This is a genomic window from Kocuria sp. CPCC 204721 (assembly GCF_040980945.1).
GTDB lineage: Bacteria > Actinomycetota > Actinomycetes > Actinomycetales > Micrococcaceae > Kocuria > Kocuria marina.
The window spans coordinates 52,466-71,651 of the sequence record NZ_JAVKPO010000011.1; the positions used below are offsets into that span (position 1 = coordinate 52,466).

Here is a 19,186-nt window from a genome sequence, read left to right on the forward strand (position 1 = left end):
CGCCCGGCTCCGCGGCGTCGTCGTCCGGGGCGCGTCAGAGCAGGCCGGAAGTAAGGCGGCAGACGTTCTCCACGAACTTGCGCCCCAGCGAGCGTTTCTCCCAGGCGTCCAGGTCCAAGAGGGTGGAGTTGGCGCGGAACTGCCCCACGACGTCCTCCATCCGGGTGCGGAACGACTCGTCCACGATCAGGACGGAGACCTCAAGGTCCAGCGCGAAGGAACGCTCGTCCATGTTGGAGGAACCGATCACGGAGACGATGTCGTCCACGAGCACGAACTTGGCGTGCAGCACGGTGGGGGAGCTGTAGCGGTAGATCTCCACCCCGGCGCGCGCGAGTTCGGAGTAGTACGAGTTCTGGGCGTGCTGCGCGAGGAACTGGTCCGAGGTCTCACCCACGAACAACTGCACCCGTACGCCCGCCTGGGCCTCCGTGGTGATGGCGTGGAGCAGGGACTCGTCCGGGACGAAGTACGGGCTGGAGATCACTACGCGGTGATTGGCGTTGTAGATCAGGTGGTTGAACAGGCGCAGGTTGTTCTCGGTCTCGAACCCGGGCCCGGACGGCACCACCTGGGCGTACATGGGCTCGGCCGTGTGCTCGAGCGCGGCGGGGGTCTCGTCCAGCAGGAGGTCGTCGGTTTCCGAGTACCAGTCCGAGACGAACACCGCGTTCAACTCGGTGACTACGGATCCCGTGCCCCGGACCATGAGGTCCTTCCACTCGAGGCCCTTCCGCAGGTTCTTCTTCTTGTTGTAGGAGCGGTGGATGATGTTCTGTGAGCCCGTGTAGGCCACCTGGCCGTCCACCACCAGGATCTTGCGGTGGTTGCGCAGGTCCGGGCGCTGCCACTCACCGCGCCACGGGCGGATGGGAAGCATGCGCCGCCACGGCACCCCGGAACGGTTGAACTGGCGGACCAGTTCCGCGTACCCCGGGTAACCCAGAGACCCCACGTGGTCGATCAGGATCCGCACGCGCACACCTCGTTCGTGGGCGCGGATCAGGGCATCGAGCAGCTCTCGGGAGACCTGGTCCACGGCCACGATGTAGAACTCGAAGTGCACGTAGTCCGTGGCGCGGTCCACGTCCCGGGCCATCCGGGCCATGGAATCGTGATTGTCGGTGAGGATCTCGAAGTCGTTACCGCCCACCATGGGCAGGGCGCCCAGGTTCTGGTTCAGCTCCGCGGTGGTGCGCACCCATTCCGGGTACTCGGCGAGCTCGGGCCCCAGCGGGAGGCGCTCGGGGGTGTTCTCCTGGATCACGTGGTTCATCCGGGCCTGCTTGGCCATGCGTTTACGCGGTAACCGGGTGGAACCGATCACCACGAACAACAGGAGCCCCGCGTACGGCATCAGGAAGATGGCGAGCAACCACGCGAGCGCCACGGACGGACGGCGCTGATGGGGGATCCAGCCCAGGGCCAGGATCTTCAGGAGCAGGTCCAGGACCGCCAGGATGATGAGGATCCACTCCGGCAGGGTGTCCGCGGGGAGCAGGTCGAAGGGTATCCAGGGGTACATCCGTGACCGCTCGTCAGGGGCGCCGCAGGTAGTAGGTGTCCTCCGAGCCCTCGGAGGGTCGTTTCACGAACCCGCAGCGCACGAGCACCCGGCGTGCCGGTTCGTGGTCGGCCGGGACGGAGCCGTGCACCGCACGGATCCCGGGGTCCTCGAATGCGCGGTCCACGAGCGCGCGCAAGGCCTCGGTGGCCAGCCCCTGGTTCTGGTGCTCCGGGACGATGGACCCCTTGATCTCCAGTTCGTGGTCCATGGCGGGTCCCGCGAACCCCGCGGCGCCGATGATCTGCCCCGAGCTGAGCCGGATCACGGCGAGCAGGGCGCAGTCGCTCTCCGTGAAGAAGTGCTCACCGGCCTCGATCGCCTCCCGGGCCCAGTCCTCGTTCTCGGGGGTGGGGAAACCCGGCGCGAACTGGGGCAGTCGTGAGCCCCCGGCCACGGCCTCGAGTTCGTCCGGTGTGAACGCGCGCAGCTCCAACCGCTGCGTGCGCAACGGCTGCGGCGGAACCGGCCGCGGCATGTCGTCCAACATGGCTCCCTCCGAGGGTTCTCGTGCTGTGGTCCCGGCCCGTCAGCCGAAGTGACGGGGCAGGGTTAATGCGTGGGCGATCTTCAGCTCGTCCAGCGCCACCGTGAACTCGCCCTGGAAGTCCAGGGCCCCGGCTTCGGTGTCCACCACGCCGATCCGCGCGAACGGGTAGCGGCGCACGGTGCACATGTCCTGGAAGCGCACCTCCTCCGAGCGCGGCACGGCCACGACGGCACGGCCCTGCGTCTCGGAGAACAACAGCGTGAACAGGTCCACGCCGTCCCGCTCGGCGACCTCACCGAGGCCGATCCGGGCGCCCACGCCGAAGCGCAACGCCATCTCGGCGAGCGTGGCCCCGAGGCCGCCCTCCGCGACGTCGTGCGCGGCGTCGATCATGCCGTCCCGGGACATGTTGATGAGCATGTCACCCAGGACGCGCTCGCGGGCCAGGTTCACGCGCGGGGGCAACCCACCCAGGTGGCCGCGCACGCGCGCCCACTCGGAGCCGTCCAGCTCGTCCGCGGTCTCGCCGAGCAGATAGATCGCCTGGCCATCCTCACTCCAGCCCGAGGACGTGCGGCGCGTGACGTCGTCGAACACGCCCATCATGGCGATCACCGGGGTGGGGTTGATGGCCACGCCGCCGGTCTGGTTGTAGAGGGAGACGTTACCGCCGGTCACGGGCACACCCACGGTCTGGCACCCGTCCGAGAGGCCGCGCACGGCCTCCGCGAACTGCCACATGATGTCCGGGTCCTCGGGGGAACCGAAGTTCAGGCAGTCGGACACGGCCACGGGGCGCGCGCCCGCGGTGGCCACGTTGCGGTACGCCTGGGCGAGCGCCAACTGGGCGCCCTGGTACGGGTCCAGGCGGGTGTAGCGACCGTTCGAGTCCGTGGAAAGGGCCACGCCCAGGTTGGTGCGCTCGTCCACGCGGATCACGCCGGCGTCATCCGGCATGGCCATGGCGGTGTTGCCCTGAACGTAGCGGTCGTACTGGTCGGTGACCCAGTCCTTGGAGCACAGGTTCGGGGAGGCCATCAATTCCACGAGCGCAGGGCCGAGCTCCGCGCCGGACGGGCGGGCGGCGTCCTCCGGGGAGCCCGTGAAGTGGGCTGCCTGCAGGGCGTCCTGGGATTCGGGGCGCGCGTAGGGGCGTTCGTACACGGGACCGTCGTGGGCCACGGTGCGGGGATCCACGTCCACGATGACCTCACCCTGGTAGTCGATGACCAGGCGGCCGGTGTCCGTGACCTCGCCGATCCACGAGTACTCCACGTCCCACTTGGCCATCACGGCCTCGAAGCCCGCGACCTTCTCGGGGGTGACCACGGCCATCATGCGTTCCTGCGACTCGGACATCAGGATCTCGCCCGGGGTCAGGGACGGATCGCGCAGCAGGACCTCGGTGAGGTCCACGCGCATGCCGCCGTCACCGTTGGACGCGAGCTCGGACGTGGCACACGAGATGCCCGCCGCACCGAGGTCCTGGATGCCCTCCACGAGCGAGCTCTTGAACAGTTCCAGGCAGCACTCGATGAGCACCTTCTCCGCGAAGGGGTCACCCACCTGCACCGCGGGGCGTTTGGAGGGCTTGGAGTCGTCGAAGGACTCGGACGCGAGCACCGAGGCGCCGCCGATCCCGTCCCCGCCGGTGCGCGCGCCGAAGAGCACCACCTTGTTGCCCGTCCCGGACGCGTTCGCCAAGCGGATGTCCTCGTGGCGCATCACGCCCACGGCGAGCGCGTTGACCAGGGGGTTGCCCTGGTAGCACGGGTCGAACTCCACCTCTCCGCCGATGTTCGGCAACCCCAGCGAATTGCCGTAGCCGCCCACGCCGGCCACGATCCCGTGCACCACACGCTGGGTGTCCGGGTGGTCGATCGCGCCGAAACGCAACGGGTCCATCACGGCCACCGGGCGGGCACCCATGGAGATGATGTCCCGCACGATCCCGCCCACGCCCGTGGCCGCACCCTGATAGGGCTCCACGTAGGACGGGTGATTATGGGACTCGATCTTGAAGGTCACGGCCCAACCGTCCCCGATGTCCGTGACGCCGGCGTTCTCACCGATGCCCACCATGAGGTTCTTGCGCATCTCGTCCGTGACCTTGTCCCCGAACTGGCGCAGGTGCACCTTGGAGGACTTGTACGAGCAGTGCTCAGACCACATCACGGAGTACATGGCCAGTTCCGCCGCGGTGGGGCGGCGGCCCAGGATCTCCTTGATGCGCTCGAACTCGGTCTCGTTCAGCCCCAGTTCCGCCCAGGGCAGCTCGGTGTCCGGGGTGGAGGCGGCGTGCTCCACGGTGTCCAGGTTGAAGTGGGTTTCGCTCATGACGACTACTAGATCCCTTTGCGAACGATGGGGCGTGCGGTGCCGGGCGGGCGCTCACGCGGAGGCATGGTGTGGGCCGGGTGCGGTTCCCCGAACTGGCCCGATGACGAACGGATGGGACGCCGCGGTCCTCGCTGCGGGCGAGCGCGGCGTGGACGGGTCAGCGCAATAGGTGTTCCAGGGCGGAGACGAAGACGTCCAGCCCGTCTGTTCCCTGGCGCATCTGGACCGGACCGGAGCCGGAAAGATCGGCGCCGAAGCCCGGTTCCACGGCGTGCTCGGGGTGGGGCATGAGTCCCACCACGTTGCCCCGCGCGTTGGTGATCCCGGCGATGTCGTTGCGGGAACCGTTGGGGTTGCCGCCCGCGTAGCGGAAGACCACCCGGTGCTCGGCCTCTAACTCGTCCAGGGTGCGCTGCTCCGCGACGTACTGCCCGTCCTGGTTCTTCAGCGGCACCACGATGGTCTGGCCCTGCTCGAATCGCCCGGTCCACGCAGTGTCCGTGTTCTCCACGCGCAGCGCCTGGTCCCGACAGATGAACTTGAGCTGTTCGTTCTTGATCATGGACCCCGGCAGCAGGTGGGCCTCGGTGAGTACCTGAAAACCGTTGCAGATCCCCAGCACCGGCATGCCCTCCCGGGCATTGGCAGCGTCCACGATCTTGTCCATGAGGGGGGCGAAGCGGGCGATCGCACCGGCGCGCAGGTAGTCCCCGTAGGAGAAGCCACCGGGCAGGATCATGGCGTCCACACCGTTGAGGTCCTTGTCTGCGTACCACAGCGGCACCGCGGTGCCGCCGGCGATCTCGACGGCGCGAGCGGCGTCGCGGTCGTCGAGCGTGCCCGGGAAGGTCACGACACCCACCCGCACGTCCGCGAGTCGAGAATCGGTGGCGGGTTCGGAGAGGTCCGCCACGAGAGGCGTCTGCTCGGCCGTGAGGTTCTGGGCCACGCTCAGTCCTCCTCGGGGGCCACGGAGACGTTCACGACGTCCTCGATCACCGGGTTGGACAGTAGCTTCTCCGCGGCTTCGCGGGCCTGGGCGAGCACCTGCTCGTCCGCTTCGCCCTCGACCGTGAGTTCGAACCGGCGGCCCTGGCGCACCTCCGTGAAACCGCTGAGCCCGATCCGGGGCAACTCATTCGCGATCGCCTTGCCCTGCGGGTCAAGGATTTCCGGTTTGGGCATGACGTCAACGACGATACGGGCCATTTCCACTACTCCTGCGCTTACGGGCCAATCCTCGCCCATCCTATCGGCCCGCGGGTGGGCCGCGGGCAGACGGCAGAGCTGCCGTGCGCGGCCCGCAGGGGATGTTTCCGGACACGGGCGTCCCCTACGATGGAAAGTGTGCTGAGCGTCGGCCCGCCCGGGAGCCCTCCCGGTCACCGGGTCGGCGAAGCGCGAGAGCTCGCCCGGACCCGCTCCACCAGAGAGGACACTGTCATGGGATTCCCTGAACAACAGCAAGAGGCCCCCGGACTGCAGGCCGAGATGAACCCTGTCCCCGATTGCGGTGAGGACAGCTACCGCGGATCGGGCAAGCTCGAGGGCAAGGCCGCGGTTGTCACCGGTGGTGACTCCGGGATCGGCCGAGCGGTGGCTATCGCCTACGCCCGCGAGGGCGCGGACGTACTGATCACCTACCTGCCCGAGGAGGAACGGGACGCCCGCGACGTCGCCCGCTACATCGAGGAGGCGGGACGCAAGGCCGTCCTGGTCCCCGGGGACCTGTCCGAAGCGGCGCACTGTCGTGCCGTGATCGCGAAGGCCGTGGAGGAGTTCGGCAAGGTGGACGTGCTCGTGAGCAACGCCGCCTACCAGATGACGCGCGAGAGCCTCGAGGAGATCCCCGACGAGGAGTGGGAGCACACCTTCAAGCTCAACGTGGGGGCGTACTTCTACCTGGCCAAGGCCGCCGTGCCGCACATGGCGCCGGGATCGGCGATCATCGGCAGTTCGTCGGTCAATTCGGACATGCCGGTCCCCACCCTGGCGCCGTACGCGGCGACCAAGGCGGCGATCGCCAACTTCTCGGCCAGTCTCGCGCAGTTGCTCGGGGAGCGCGGGATCCGCGTCAATAGCGTGGCCCCCGGGCCCGTCTGGACACCGTTGATCCCTTCGACCATTCCCGCGGAGCAGCTCGAGAGTTTCGGGGACGCGGAGCCCCTCGGGCGCGCCGGCCAGCCCGCAGAACTGGCCCCGGTGTACGTGTTGCTCGCGTCCGACGACGGTAGTTACGTTTCCGGGGCGAGGATCGCCGTCACTGGCGGCAGCCCGATCCTGTGACCCGGCCGCGCTGACGTCAGCGAGTCCTCCGGATGGCGGGTCGTGCCGTTCCCGCGGCGCGATCCGCCGTCCTCCCGTCCCGCCCCACGAGAGAAACGAGCCCCGTGAACGCAACCCCCGACCCCGCCGAGCCCCTGAACAAGGTGACCCGGCGCCGGGACGGCTACGTGGACCTGCGTTCCTACGCAGCCCTGGGTAACGGGCGCACCGTGGCGCTGGTGGCCCAGGACGGATCCGTGGACTGGTACCCCGTCCCGGACCTGGACTCCGCGCCGCCGTTCGCCAAGCTGCTCGACGCCGAGCACGGCGGGTGCATCGAGCTGCGCCCGGAGGAGGAGTTCGAGGTCACCCGGGAGTACGTCCCCGGGACCAACATCCTGACCACCACGTTCTCCACGGCCTCGGGGACTGTGCGGGTCACCGATTCCCTCAACATGGGGTCCACGGGGCAATTGCCGTGGAACGAACTGGCCCGCTCGGTGGACGGTGTGACCGGGAACGTGGCCATGGTGTGGCGGGTGGCCCCGGGCACCATGTTCAACACCGTCTCCCCGTGGGTCGAGATGATCGCGGGGGAGCCCGTGCTGCGCACGAACCGGGTGGGCATGGGGGTCCGCACCGACGACGCGGGGGAAGCGCAGGTGGGGACCCAGCAGATCTCCGGGCGGTTCACCACGCGCCCCGATTCCGAGCACCTGCTCGCGGTGGTCGCCACGCACGGTGAGCCCTTGCGCCTGCCCTCGCCCCGTGAGATCCGCAAGAACGTGGCCATGACCCGGGACATGTGGCGCCGATGGCGTGATCTGCTCGACTATGACGGCCCCTACCGCGCGGAGGTCGAACGTAGCGCCCTCGCGCTCAAACTGCTCAGCCACAGCCCGTCGGGCTCCGTGGCGGCCGCGGCGACCACGTCCCTTCCCGAGAACAGGGAGGGCACCAAGAACTTCGATTATCGCTTCGCGTGGATCCGTGACGCCACCTACACCCTGCACTCGCTCTTGCGACTGGGGGAGCAGGAGGACGTGCACGCGCAGGTGTCCACGATCCTGCGCCGAGCCCGGGCACAGACCCCCGACCTGCACGTCCTCAACCGCTTCGACGGCGAGGTCCCCGCCTCCGAGATGACCGAGTACGACGCCCCCGGGTGGCGGGGGATCGGCCCCGTGGTCTCGGGCAACGACGCCGCGGACCAGTTGCAGTTGGGCGTGTACGGGGACGTCTTCGACATCGCGCACCTCTACGTGGGCGGCGGCAACGTGTTGGACACCGCCACCGCCCGGATGTTCGCCGACCTCGCGGACGCGGTGTGCGACCTGTGGCGCCGCCCCGACTCCGGGATGTGGGAACTGCCTGAGCACCGGCACTACACGAGCTCCAAGCTGGGGTGCTGGCACGGCCTGGACCGGGCCGTGAAACTGGCCGAGGCCGGTCACATCCCCGGGTGCGTGGACCGGTGGCGCTCGGAACGGGAACGGATCCGGGAGTGGATCGAGACCGAGGGCTGGAGCGAGGAACGGGGCGCGTACGTCTGGTACCCGGGAACCGACGAGCTGGACGTGTCCGTGTTGCTGCACGCGATGACCGGGTTCGATCGTGGTCCCCGCATGTCCTCGACCATCGACGCCGTTCGGGAGGAGCTGGGCCGCGGTGCGCTCATGTACCGCTACAGCGGCATGGAGAAGGAGGAGGGAGCGTTCGTGGCGTGCTCGTTCTGGACCGTGGCGGCGCTGGCTACGGTGGGCCGCCGCGAGGAGGCCGTGGACCTCATGGACGAGATGCTCCCTCTCGCCAATGACGTGGGGTTGTTCACTGAGATGATCGACCCCGAGGACAACTCGTTTCTGGGCAACTTCCCGCAGGCCCTCAGCCACCTGGCCCTGCTCAACGCCGCCGTGGCACTTGAGCAGGCGGCGCTCGAGTAGGACGCGCTCCAGCAGGGGACGACGAACGCCGAGGTCCGCTCAGTCGAAGCGCGCCACCACCCAGCCGTCCACTACATCCACGGCGGCCGCGGGGAGGTCCTTGGCCGGGTCGTGCGGCAGCTGCCGGCCGGCGGCCATGGCCAGTCGCGATCCCAGGAACCGGCCGTCCGGGCCGAACACCCAGTAGTGGTTGGGACACTCGAAGCTCTCGGCGCGCCCCGCGGCCTCCCGGCACACCGTGGCCTGCTGGTGTGGGCACGTGTTGGACAGCACGTGCAGCGCCCCGTCGGCATCCCGGGTCACGAGCACCGGGCCCGCGCTCGAGCGGGCCGTCACGAAGTCGAGGGGTTCCGCCACCGCGGAGACCACGGTGATCCGTTCCCATCCGTGGGCGGTTTCCCCGGGCCTCATGAACGGTCTCCGCGGGTCCGAGCGGTTCGGCCCTGCATGACGACGCCGCTCGCGCCGTCCCGTCCGACTGCTCCGGTCTGCGCCATAGCGCCGATGTGCCCGCCCGCTCCGGACTGCCTCGTCGCGCCATCATGCCCGGCCGCGCGGACGGGCACCGCGGCGTCGTCCGAACGGCGTGACCGGGGCGCGGAGCCGGTGGAATCGAGCGGCGCGGCGGCGTCGTCGACCCCGTCCAGGAGCCGCTCGACGGCCGCCGCCAAGCGCTCTCGCAGCCGATGACCCCGCTGCGCGAAGGCGCGCTGGCGCCGGACGTACTCGGCCTTGCCCTCGGGCGTCTCGATCCGCACGGGCTCGTACCCCCATTCCGTGAGGTCGTAGGGGGAGGCCTCCATGTCGGTCACGCGCACGTCCCACGCGAGGTCGAAGCAGTCCGCGAGCAGGTCCGAATCCACCGCGGGCAACAACTTGTAGGCCCACTTGTACAGGTCCATGCTCGCGTGCAGGCACCCCGGCTGTTCCATGCGGCGCTGTGACTCGCGCGTGGGCTGCAGCTCGTTGCGTTCCACGGCCTGGGGCTGGAAGAAACGGAACGCGTCGAAGTGCGAGCAGCGGATCCGGTGGGCCTCCACCACGTCGTCCGTCCCGGACGCCCCCAACCGCAACGGCGCGTCCTCGTGGCGCACACCGTTGCTCTGCGCGCGGTAGGCCATGGCCCACTCATGCAGCCCGAAGCAGTCGAACGTCCCGCTCCTGGCCAGGGTGTTCGCGAGGATCTCGCGGGTGAACCGCACCGCGGTGCCCCGCTCGGCCACGAATTCCTCCACCGCGACGACGACGCCGCTCATGCCCTCCCCCACGCCCGCCGCCTCGAGCTCCGCGGTCGTCGCGGGACGGTAGTGCTTCCAGCCCTCGCGCTCCGGGGCATCCAAGAGGATGACGCCGGGCCCAGGGTGCCACCGCGTGAACTGGGCCGGGGACAGCGTGTAGTACGTGAACAGGAAGTCCTCCACGGGATGCTTTTCCCCGCGGGACCGCCGGTCCAGGAACGGCCGGGTGTGGGGCGCCACCCGCTCCGCGTGCGCGTGCGCCCGGCGTGACCACTCCTCCCGGGTCAGCGCCTCATGCACTCTCGGCGTCCTGGGTGTTGTCGATCAACCGCTGCATCCCGCAGTTCAGCAACCGGACCTGTTGAGGGGACAACCGCAACCGGCGCATCATCTCCGGTTGCACGGCCTGCGCCCCGTCCTGCAGACGCGCGCCCTCCTCCGTGAGAGTTACGGCCAGGGCCCGCTCGTTGTGCGGATCGCGTTCCCGCGTGAGGTAACCGCGGGCCTCCAAGCGTTTGAGCAGGGGCGAGAGCGTTGCCGAATCTTGCATGAGCTGCTCGCCCAGGTCCTTCACCGTGCGCGGGTTGGTATCCCACAGCGCGAGCATCACGAGGTACTGGGGCAGCGTCAGTCCCAGGGGCTCCAGCACGGGGCGGTAGCTGTGCGCGACCCTGCGTGACGCCACGGACAGCGAGAAGCACAGCTGGTCCGCCAGGGACAGCGGATCCTCGACGGCGGATTCGTCCGAACCACCCAGGAAGTCGATGATCTCGGCGAGCCGGGGATCCTCGGACGGGTCCGAATCAGAACTCATGGATGAAGCCGGGGTCAGCGTCCCGTACCCCCGTACACCGTGGCGGTCTCGTCCGAGTCCAGACCGAACGCCGTGTGCACGGCCCGGACGGCCTCGTCGAGCTTGGCGATGGACGTGATGATCGAGATCCGGACCTCGGACGTGGAGATCATGTCCACGTTGATGTCGCTCTCCGCGAGCGCCTCGAAGAACGTGAACGCCACGCCGGTGTTGGTCTTCATACCGGCGCCCACGAGGGAGAGCTTGCCCACCTCGTCGTCGTAGTCCAGGTTCGCATAGCCGATCTTCTCTTCGGCGGCACGCAGCAGGTTCATGGCCAGGTCACCCTGGGACTCGGCCAGGGTGAAGGACACATCGGTGAGCGGGTTCTCGCCGGTGGAGACGTTCTGGACGATCATGTCCACGTCCACCTTGGAGTCGGCCAGCAACCGGAAGATCCGCGCGGCGATCCCGGGGCGGTCGGGGACCCCCACGATGGTGATCTTGGCCTGGCTGCGATCATGAGCGATACCGGCGATCAGCGGCTGTTCCAAGGGGATCTCCTTCTGCGGCGTGAGGTTCTCGTGCGGGCTGGGGATGACCATGGTGCCCTCGTTGTGACTGAAAGACGAACGGACGTGCAACGGCACGTTGAAGCGGCGGGCGTACTCCACGCAGCGCAGGTGCAGGATCTTGGCGCCGTTGGCGGCGAGCTCGAGCATCTCCTCGGAGGAGACCCGGTCCAGTTTCTGGGCGGTGGGGACGATGCGGGGGTCCGCGGTGTAGACGCCGTCCACGTCCGAGTAGATCTCACACACGTCCGCGTCCAGGGCGGCGGCGAGCGCCACGGCGGTGGTGTCCGAACCGCCGCGGCCCAGCGTGGTGATGTCCTTGGAGGAGCGGTTAACGCCCTGGAACCCGGCAATGATCGCGACGTTGCCGTGGTCGAGCGCCTCACGCACCCGGAGGGGGCTGACCTCCACGAGCTTGGCCGCACCGTGGGCGCCGTCCGTGATCATTCCGGCCTGGGATCCGGTGAAGGACTGCGCGGGAACGCCGAGGTCGGAGATGGCCATGGCCAACAGGGCCATGGAGATGCGTTCCCCGGAGGTCAACAGCATGTCCAACTCGCGAGCCGGTGGTTTGCGGGCCACCTCACCGGCGAGGTCCAGGAGGTCGTCCGTGGTGTCACCCATCGCGGAGACGACCACGACCACCTGGTGGCCGGCGTTCCTGGTCTCGGCTACTCGCCGGGCGACCCGGCGGACACCGTCGGCATCGGCGACCGATGAACCGCCGAACTTCTGGACAATGAGGCTCATACATTCCTCTCACAGGCAGGCACCCGGCCCGAACGCACGGGCGGTCTCGCGGGATCAGTGATCCATGCTATCCGCTCACCCGCAGCCGCACGGAGTCGAGCGGGCATTCGTGGACACAAAGAGGGACGCGAATGTTACGGGCCTCAGCGGGCCTCGGAGACCACCGTGCGTCCCTCGAAGGCCCTGCCCAGCGTGACCTCGTCGGCGTATTCGAGGTCACCGCCCACGGGCAGCCCCGAGGCCAGCCGGGTGACCCGGATACCCAGCGTTTTCAACATCCTGGTGAGGTACGTGGAGGTGGCCTCGCCCTCCAGGTTGGGGTCCATGGCCAGCACGATCTCCTGAACCGTCTCGTCCGACAACCGGGTCATCAGCTCGCGGATGCGCAGCTGATCCGGTCCCACACCCTGCAGCGGCGAGATCGCGCCGCCCAGCACGTGGTACAACCCCCGGTAGCTGCGGGTGCGTTCGATGGCCATGACGTCCTTGGACTCCTCCACCACGCAGATCACGCTGCGGTCCCGGCGGGCGTCCCGGCAGATCGCACACTCCTCCTGCTCTGTGACGTTGCCGCAGATCACGCAGAACGACACCGAGGTCTTCACCGTGGTGATGGCCTCCACGAGCTGCTGGACCTCGTCCTTGTCCGCGTCCAACAGGTGGAAGGCGATGCGCTGCGCGGACTTGGGGCCGATACCCGGCAACCTCCCCAGCTCATCGATGAGGTCCTGGACCGGTCCTTCGTACACCGTGCTCCTTCATTGTCGTGTTCGTGATCAGCGGGGCGATGGGCCCGGTCACTGATCCGTTCCGTGGGCGTGCTCGTCGATGAGCATGCCGCCCAGGATGCGCTCGATGGCCGCCCGCCCGTACAGGGACGAGTCCTCGAGGGATTCGTCGTCCGCGCCCGGGACGAAGTTCTCGTCCTCCATGCCGGGGCTGCGCGAGGTCGGGGGCGCGATGTCGGTGGAGCGCCGTTCCGCCGCGGCAATCGCTTCCGCGTGGCGCTCCCGCCAGCTCGGGCGGTTCCCGCCGGGGCGGGTGTCGCCGTTCTCGCGAGGGACGACGCCGCCGGGGCGGGTGTGCCCGCGCCCGTCGTGGTCGGGACCGGGGCCCGCCGGGTTGTCGCCGCCGGGGCCGTTCCCGCCCTGGGCCCTACGATCCCTCGCGGGCGACGGCGCTCGGGGCACTGGTTCGTCGTACATGTCCGCCGGGGGTTCATCCTCCGGTGGGGGCGGCGGTTCCTCCGGGCTCCAGTACTCCGGGCCGCGATCCCGCGGCTGCGGGGCACGGAAGGAAGGAGCACCGGATGCGGGGTCCTCGGGCACGGAGCCGTCGCGCACGGAACCATCCCGCATGGAACCGTCACGCATGGACAGATCGGGTCCGCCGGTAGCGGCCCCGGGATCGTGGGACTCGAACGCCGCGGAGTCATCGGAAGCGGGAACATCCGACCCGGGGCCATCCGACGCGGGGGCACCGGGGGTCCACGAGGTCGCACTGACGTCCGCGGAGTCACTGGCACTGCCCAAGCCCTCACGAGACGGAACCGAGGTGGAATCGCCGGTGCCAGCGCGGTTGTCCGCCGGGGAATCCGTCGCTCGGTGGGCCTCGTCCCTGGAGGAGTCGCCCACGAAGCTATCGGACGTGTCCGGATTCTGGTCCGAATCATCACGCGTGGGCGCCGCATCGGCGGTGTTCGACGTGGAATCCCCGCCGCTCGGTGCGGCGAAACCCGGTTGGGGAATGGAGGCCACGGACCACGAGGTGACGGGTTCGTCGTCGTCTGGGGCGGATGCGGGCGCCGAGTGCGACGAGGACGCGGGCACGGAGGACCGGTCAGTGCCGGATGTGGAACGAGAGGCGGAATCGGGCATGGACCGCGACTCGCGTTCCGGTGTCGGTTCACGGTCGGGCGCGGGAGGATTGCCCCGACGACGATTGACCCCGAAGCCCTCCGGCTCGCGGAAATAGTCCGGTTGGTCGGAGGATCCGGCCTGGCCCGAGGCGTTCAGCCTGGTGTCCCGCCCGGTGGGTCCGTCGCCGCGAGATGCACCGGTGTCTCGCCGTGAGCCGGATCCGTACCCAGCATCAGCGCCGTCATGCGAGTCCGAGCCCTGACGGGGTCCGGGGCCGTACTGTTGGCCGTGCTCCGAGGCGGAATCGTCGCGTTGATAACCCCGGTCCTGCTGCGATCCGCGATCCTGCCGGGATCCCTGAGCGTTCTGGGGCCCGCCGCCCCGGGGCGCGGGGTGATCTCCCCGGTAACCCTGTCCACCGCCGGCGTCCCGCCCGGGACGGGGCCCGGTGCCACGGCCCGCGTTCGACGGCGGACCACCCGCACCCGGGGTGTCCTGCAGGCCGCGCGTGTCACCGGGGCGCACTGCTTCCACTGCACAATCCAGCCCCACCACGCTCTGGATGGCATTACGGACGTCCGCCTCGAAGCGGGGGAAGTTCAGGAGGTCGCCGTCGTTCTCGAACGCGATCCGCAGAGTGCGGTTCTCGAACGAGATGGGCGTTCCTCGCACAGTGATGGCCCAGGCCACGCGGCGGATCTCCGCGAGCGCGGACACGATCTCGGGCCACGAGGAACGCAGCAGTTCCAGTTCACCGCTGGTGACGTCGCTCGGGGCGGCCTGCTCCTCGGACGCCTGCGGGGTTTGCGGCTGGTGGTCATCGTGTGGCGCGACGTCACGGCGAGGCTCCCCCTGCGCGTACTGGCGGGATGTGTCGTCTTCAGGCCGCTGGGACCCGTACTGGTTCGACGTCTCCCGTTGCTGCATGCGTGCCGAGACATCGGCTCCCGCGTCCTGTGACGCGGGGGAGCGGGTGTCGGTCGTGCCGTCCGCGGGCGGGTGCTGGGCGTCGGGGCCGCGCTCGCCTTCCGGAACGGGATCCGCAGCGGCGGGGTGGCTGCTGCCCTCGGGCTGTTCGGACTCGTCCTGCGGGTCCGTGGGTTCCTGGACGTCCGGGGTCTCCTCCGATGGGCGACCCGTTGCGGAACCGTCCGCGCCGTCCGCGGCGGACCCGTCCGGGCGCACGGGCTGCGACGGGGCAACGGAGTCCGTCGCGGCGTCGTCGCGCTCGGGTGGCATCGGGGAAGGTACCCCGGCGGATTCCGGTGCGGGGGCGTCGTACGACGCGGGTGCCGGCGCGGCGGTGCCGGATTGCTCCGGAGATGTGGGCTCCTGGCTTCCGCGTGCGGTCGGTTCCACCGCGGGGGACGACGACGCGGCGTCGTGCGCCGTCGTACGAATTCCGGTGCCCCGAGGAATGCTCAGGCGGCGTTCCAAACGGTCCACCCGGGACGTGATGCCGCGCGTTGTGTGATCCGCCGAGGGCAGTAGGATGCGGGCGCACAGCAGTTCCAGGTGCAACTGCGGGGAAGTGGCCCCGGTCATCTCGTTGAGGGCCTCGTTGGTGATGTCCGCGGAGCGGGAGAGCTCGGCCGCGCCCAGCTGGGTGGCCTGGTTCCGCAACCGGTTGATCTGGTCCGTGGGCATCCCGTGCAGGATGTTCGCGGCGGAATCGGGGACCGCGTTGACCACCACCAGGTCGCGGAAGCGTTCGAGCAGGTCCTCCACGAAACGGCGGGGGTCCTGCCCGGTTTGGATGACGCGGTCCACGGACGCGAAGACCGTGGCGGCGTCGCCGGCGGCGAAGGCGTCCACGACGTCGTCGAGCAGGGCCGCGTGCGTGTAGCCCAGCAGGGCGACCGCGAGATCGTAGGTGATGCCGCCGTCCTCGGAGCCGGCCATGAGCTGATCCAGGACGGAGAGCGAATCACGCACCGAGCCGCCGCCGGCGCGCACCACGAGGGACAGGACGCCCGGTTCGGTGGTGACGCCCTCCTCCTGGCACAGCTGCTCGAGGTAGCGCATGAGCGGTTCCGGGGGAACGAGGCGGAAGGGGTAGTGGTGCGTGCGCGAGCGGATGGTGGTGAGCACCTTGGAGGGCTCGGTGGTGGCGAAGATGAACTTCACGTGCTCCGGCGGTTCCTCCACGATCTTCAGCAAGGCGTTGAAGCCCTCCCGCGTGACCATGTGGGCCTCGTCGATGATGAAGATCTTGTAGCGGTCCCGGACGGGGGCGAACGTGGCGCGTTCCCGCAGGTCACGGGCATGATCCACGCCGCCGTGGGAGGCCGCGTCCATCTCGATGACGTCCAGTGAGCCGGCACCGTCCCGGGCCAGATCCTGGCAGGACTCGCAGTGACCGCACGGTGTGGCCGTGGGCCCTTCCGCGCAGTTGAGGCAGCGGGCCAGGATGCGCGCGGACGTGGTCTTACCGCAGCCGCGCGGACCGGAGAAGAGATAGGCGTGATTGACCCTGTTCTTGCGCAGCGCGGTCATCAGGGGCTCGGTCACGTGTTCCTGACCGATGACATCCTGAAAGGTCTCCGGGCGGTAGCGGCGGTACAGGGCGGTAGTCACGTATGAAACCTTAGCCGGGGACCCGGACGCGCACAGCGCGCTCGCGGGGGTGGGGAGCCGGGTACGAGAAGACCCCCCGTGCACCCGCCAGAGCCCATATACCCTTGCTACCTTCCGGTCCTGGGGGAGTTTTACGAGATGACGCCACACGAGGGGCTGCCCCATACTTTAGCTCAAGCCGGCGAGGAGTTCGAACCGGGCGGTGCCGTCCAGGATCGTGCGATGAAGTGGGCCCGATGCAGTTCGTGGTCGCCGTGACCGGTTCCCCGGCTAACTAACTGGCGCAGGAGCAGTTGCGCGGCGTGGGTGCCCCGGCGGCGGGCTCGCCGGTCGATGGTAGTCAGCCCGAAAGTCCCACCAAGGGGATGGGCGTCGATGCCGATGGCTGACAGGTCCCGAGGGACATCGAGACCCAGGTCCCTCGCCGCGAGAATGGCACCGGTCGCCATTTCGTCGCTCGCGGCGAAAACGGCAGTGGGTCGTTGCTCCGGCTCGGCGAGCAAATTCTTGATCCGCTGATAGGCCCCCAGGAACGTGAAGTCCGAAACGAGTTGGTTCCGCTCGTGGATCGGCAGCCTCGCAGTTGACATCGCTCGTTCGAAACCGCGGCGTCGATCACTGGACATGGGGAACGAACGGCCGGCCTCGGCAGGCCCCCCGACAAAGGCGATACGGCAGTGTCCCAACTGGATCAAGTGATTGGTCGCGCGCAGTCCCGCATCCAGATCGTCCACGCTGATCGTGGGGGCACCCTCGAGGGAACCCCCGATCCCTACCAAAGGAATACCGGCGGAGAACAAGTGTTCGGTTTCCCCGGGCGTCAATCACAGCGAGACCACGGCGGCAGCGGCCAAGCTTTTGCGGAGCAGGAAGTCGGTGAGCACGCTCTGGCGGGAGGTCTCGCCCTGCAAGTTGTACAGGGCGGCGTCGTACCCGGCTGCTGTCAGTGTGCTCGCGATGCCGTCGAGGACTGTGGCGAAGAACCATCGATCCACGTAGGGCAGGACGACGCCGATATTCCGGCTGCGCCCGCTCGCGAGACTCGATGCGTGATAGGACGCCACGAACCCGAGTTCTTTGGCGGCGGCCTCAATGCGGCGTTTCGTCCCCGGGGAGACGGGCCCCCGGCCCGTGAGTGCGCGCGAGAGGGTCGCCGTGGATATCCCCACCTTGGGAGCCACGTCCTGCAAGCGGGGTGGCCCCTGCTGCCGACGCGGTGCCGACAGTTCTCGGGCGATCATGGGCGTGCCTCCGCATCGAGGGGCGAGTACCAGCGTGGTTCCTCATGGAGCACGTGGTGGGGCGGTGGATGAGCTGCGATGCGAGCCGCCACCGCCGCATGCGCCAATTATGGCCCGAAAACCCTCCACGGTGGACGGGTCTCGGACCAACGTGTGGTCCCTCCCTACCTGCGGTCCTGGCCAGTCTTTTTGGGAACGCTTGCTCCTGCCTTCCGACATGTCATCGCAACAAAACGCTGATCACCACCCCTGTGAATGTAATCGCTTATATTAGTGAGGTCTGTCACTATCGCATTCTGGTGGTGACGCCCGACAGTCTCCTCGTGACATGTCGGAACTCCCCGAGACGGGGACTCTGAAAGGAATCTCAGCCCATGGCCGCCGTAACCTTCGACCACATCACGTGTCAGTACCCGGGCGCCGAGCGCCCCTCCGTGACCGATCTGAACCTCGATGTCGCGGACGGGGAGTTCCTGGTCCTGGTCGGTCCCTCCGGATGCGGCAAATCGACGACCCTGCGCATGCTGGCCGGACTCGAGGAGGTCACGGACGGCACGATCCTGATCGGTGACCGTGATGTTACGGATGTCCCGTCCCGTGATCGAGACATCGCCATGGTCTTCCAGAACTACGCCCTCTATCCGCACATGACGGTGGCGGAGAACATGGGCTTCGCGCTCAAGATCGCCAAGGTGAGTCCCGAGGAACGGCGTCGGCGGGTCGAAGAGGCCGCGAAGATCTTGGACCTGACGCAGTATCTCGATCGCAAACCGAAAGCCCTCTCCGGCGGCCAGCGGCAGCGCGTCGCCATGGGACGCGCGATCGTCCGTTCACCGCAGGTGTTTCTCATGGACGAGCCACTGTCCAACTTGGATGCCAAGCTGCGTGTCCAGACGCGGACCCAGATCGCGTCCCTGACCCGTCGGCTGGGTGTGACCACGGTGTACGTGACCCACGATCAGGTGGAGGCCATGACCATGGGTGACCGGGTGGCTGTGCTCAAGGACGGGGTGCTCATGCAAGTGGACACCCCTCGCAACCTGTACGACCGACCGAACAGCGAATTCGTGGCGGGCTTCATCGGGTCCCCGGCCATGAACCTGTTCCGAGCCCCGGTTTCCGCCGGTCATGTGGAGTTGGGCACGCTTTCTCTGCAGTTGTCCTCCGCCCAGCAGGAGGCGGTGACCGATCATCAGGTCACCGTCGGAATCCGCCCGGAGGACCTGTCACCCGCAGCGGAAGGGACGGGGGTCCCGATCACGGTGGAGGTCGTTGAGGAACTCGGCGCCGATGCATACGTGTACGGCCAACTCGCCCCGCTGACAGCCGCCACGTCGGTGGTACGGGTGGATCCGTCCGCACACGCCGCGGACCACTCCATCGATTCCGAGGAGGAAGGGGCCGATGGGGGCGCCAGCCCCATCGTGGTTCGGACGGACGGCCGCACGCCGCCGAGCGCCGGGAGCACCCTGTGGGTCGCTCCCGATCCCGAGCGCATCCACCTTTTCGATGCCGCGACCGGAAACCGGTTGCCCTCGTGAGCCCCGTGCGACC

Annotated in this window: 15 protein-coding genes, 1 other RNA gene and 1 pseudogene; 3 read left to right on the forward strand and 14 right to left on the reverse strand. The window is 68.6% G+C overall.

The window, feature by feature from the left end:
• Positions 1–34: 34 nt before the first annotated feature.
• The 5 genes from cls to purS all read right to left on the reverse strand — a co-directional run bounded on the left by cls (position 35) and on the right by purS (position 5,603).
• Positions 35–1,525 (reverse strand): cardiolipin synthase, encoded by a 1,491-nt coding sequence (gene cls, locus RF637_RS10380; RefSeq protein ID WP_368844785.1) that lies wholly within the window; start codon positions 1,523–1,525, stop codon positions 35–37.
• 13 nt (positions 1,526–1,538) lie between these two features.
• A complete protein-coding gene (locus RF637_RS10385) occupies positions 1,539–2,054 on the reverse strand; it encodes a GNAT family N-acetyltransferase (RefSeq protein ID WP_098053516.1) in 516 nt (171 codons plus the stop codon).
• A 39-nt stretch (positions 2,055–2,093) separates the two neighbouring features.
• Positions 2,094–4,391: a phosphoribosylformylglycinamidine synthase subunit PurL gene (gene purL / locus RF637_RS10390; RefSeq protein WP_368844786.1), complete on the reverse strand. Its 2,298-nt coding sequence runs from the start codon at positions 4,389–4,391 to the stop codon at positions 2,094–2,096.
• 160 nt (positions 4,392–4,551) lie between these two features.
• Positions 4,552–5,343 carry a phosphoribosylformylglycinamidine synthase subunit PurQ gene (purQ, locus tag RF637_RS10395; RefSeq protein WP_368844787.1) on the reverse strand — a complete coding sequence of 264 codons (792 nt, stop codon included), beginning with the start codon at positions 5,341–5,343 and terminating at the stop codon, positions 4,552–4,554.
• 2 nt (positions 5,344–5,345) lie between these two features.
• Entirely contained in the window at positions 5,346–5,603 is a 258-nt protein-coding gene (gene purS, locus RF637_RS10400; RefSeq protein WP_035960791.1) for a phosphoribosylformylglycinamidine synthase subunit PurS, read from the reverse strand.
• A 234-nt stretch (positions 5,604–5,837) separates the two neighbouring features.
• Between purS and RF637_RS10405 the strand changes: the two genes are divergently transcribed.
• Together RF637_RS10405 and RF637_RS10410 are read left to right on the forward strand one after the other, a co-directional pair.
• Entirely contained in the window at positions 5,838–6,680 is an 843-nt protein-coding gene (locus RF637_RS10405) for an SDR family oxidoreductase (protein WP_064846535.1), read from the forward strand.
• Positions 6,681–6,784: 104 nt separating this feature from the next.
• Positions 6,785–8,602: a glycoside hydrolase family 15 protein gene (locus tag RF637_RS10410; RefSeq protein WP_368844788.1), complete on the forward strand. Its 1,818-nt coding sequence runs from the start codon at positions 6,785–6,787 to the stop codon at positions 8,600–8,602.
• Positions 8,603–8,641: 39 nt separating this feature from the next.
• Here the strand turns inward: RF637_RS10410 and RF637_RS10415 are convergent, their stop codons facing one another.
• The 9 genes and pseudogenes from RF637_RS10415 to RF637_RS10455 form a co-directional block, all read right to left on the reverse strand.
• Positions 8,642–9,013, reverse strand: a complete 372-nt coding sequence (locus RF637_RS10415) for a Rieske 2Fe-2S domain-containing protein (RefSeq protein ID WP_085107873.1) — start codon at positions 9,011–9,013, stop codon at positions 8,642–8,644.
• A gap of 230 nt (positions 9,014–9,243) precedes the next feature.
• Positions 9,244–10,140, reverse strand: a pseudogene (locus tag RF637_RS10420) (3-methyladenine DNA glycosylase); the annotation flags it as partial.
• Positions 10,133–10,654 carry a MarR family winged helix-turn-helix transcriptional regulator gene (locus tag RF637_RS10425; protein ID WP_206069175.1) on the reverse strand — a complete coding sequence of 174 codons (522 nt, stop codon included), beginning with the start codon at positions 10,652–10,654 and terminating at the stop codon, positions 10,133–10,135. The pseudogene RF637_RS10420 and the gene RF637_RS10425, both read right to left, overlap by 8 nt.
• Before the next feature lie 14 nt (positions 10,655–10,668).
• The gene (locus RF637_RS10430; RefSeq protein WP_144997114.1) at positions 10,669–11,955 is read right to left on the reverse strand and encodes an aspartate kinase; all 1,287 of its coding nucleotides are present in this window, start codon (positions 11,953–11,955) and stop codon (positions 10,669–10,671) included.
• A 143-nt stretch (positions 11,956–12,098) separates the two neighbouring features.
• Positions 12,099–12,704 carry a recombination mediator RecR gene (gene recR / locus RF637_RS10435; protein WP_064846538.1) on the reverse strand — a complete coding sequence of 202 codons (606 nt, stop codon included), beginning with the start codon at positions 12,702–12,704 and terminating at the stop codon, positions 12,099–12,101.
• A 48-nt stretch (positions 12,705–12,752) separates the two neighbouring features.
• Positions 12,753–16,391 (reverse strand): DNA polymerase III subunit gamma and tau, encoded by a 3,639-nt coding sequence (locus RF637_RS10440; protein ID WP_368844789.1) that lies wholly within the window; start codon positions 16,389–16,391, stop codon positions 12,753–12,755.
• A gap of 64 nt (positions 16,392–16,455) precedes the next feature.
• Positions 16,456–16,552: signal recognition particle sRNA small type (gene ffs, locus RF637_RS10445), an RNA gene on the reverse strand.
• A 12-nt stretch (positions 16,553–16,564) separates the two neighbouring features.
• A complete protein-coding gene (locus RF637_RS10450; protein ID WP_368844790.1) occupies positions 16,565–17,215 on the reverse strand; it encodes a substrate-binding domain-containing protein in 651 nt (216 codons plus the stop codon).
• Complete coding sequence (locus RF637_RS10455) at positions 17,216–17,632, reverse strand: LacI family DNA-binding transcriptional regulator (protein WP_368844791.1); 417 nt, start codon at positions 17,630–17,632, stop codon at positions 17,216–17,218.
• A gap of 374 nt (positions 17,633–18,006) precedes the next feature.
• Between RF637_RS10455 and RF637_RS10460 the strand changes: the two genes are divergently transcribed.
• Positions 18,007–19,173 carry an ABC transporter ATP-binding protein gene (locus RF637_RS10460; RefSeq protein ID WP_368844792.1) on the forward strand — a complete coding sequence of 389 codons (1,167 nt, stop codon included), beginning with the start codon at positions 18,007–18,009 and terminating at the stop codon, positions 19,171–19,173.
• Positions 19,174–19,186: the final 13 nt, after the last annotated feature.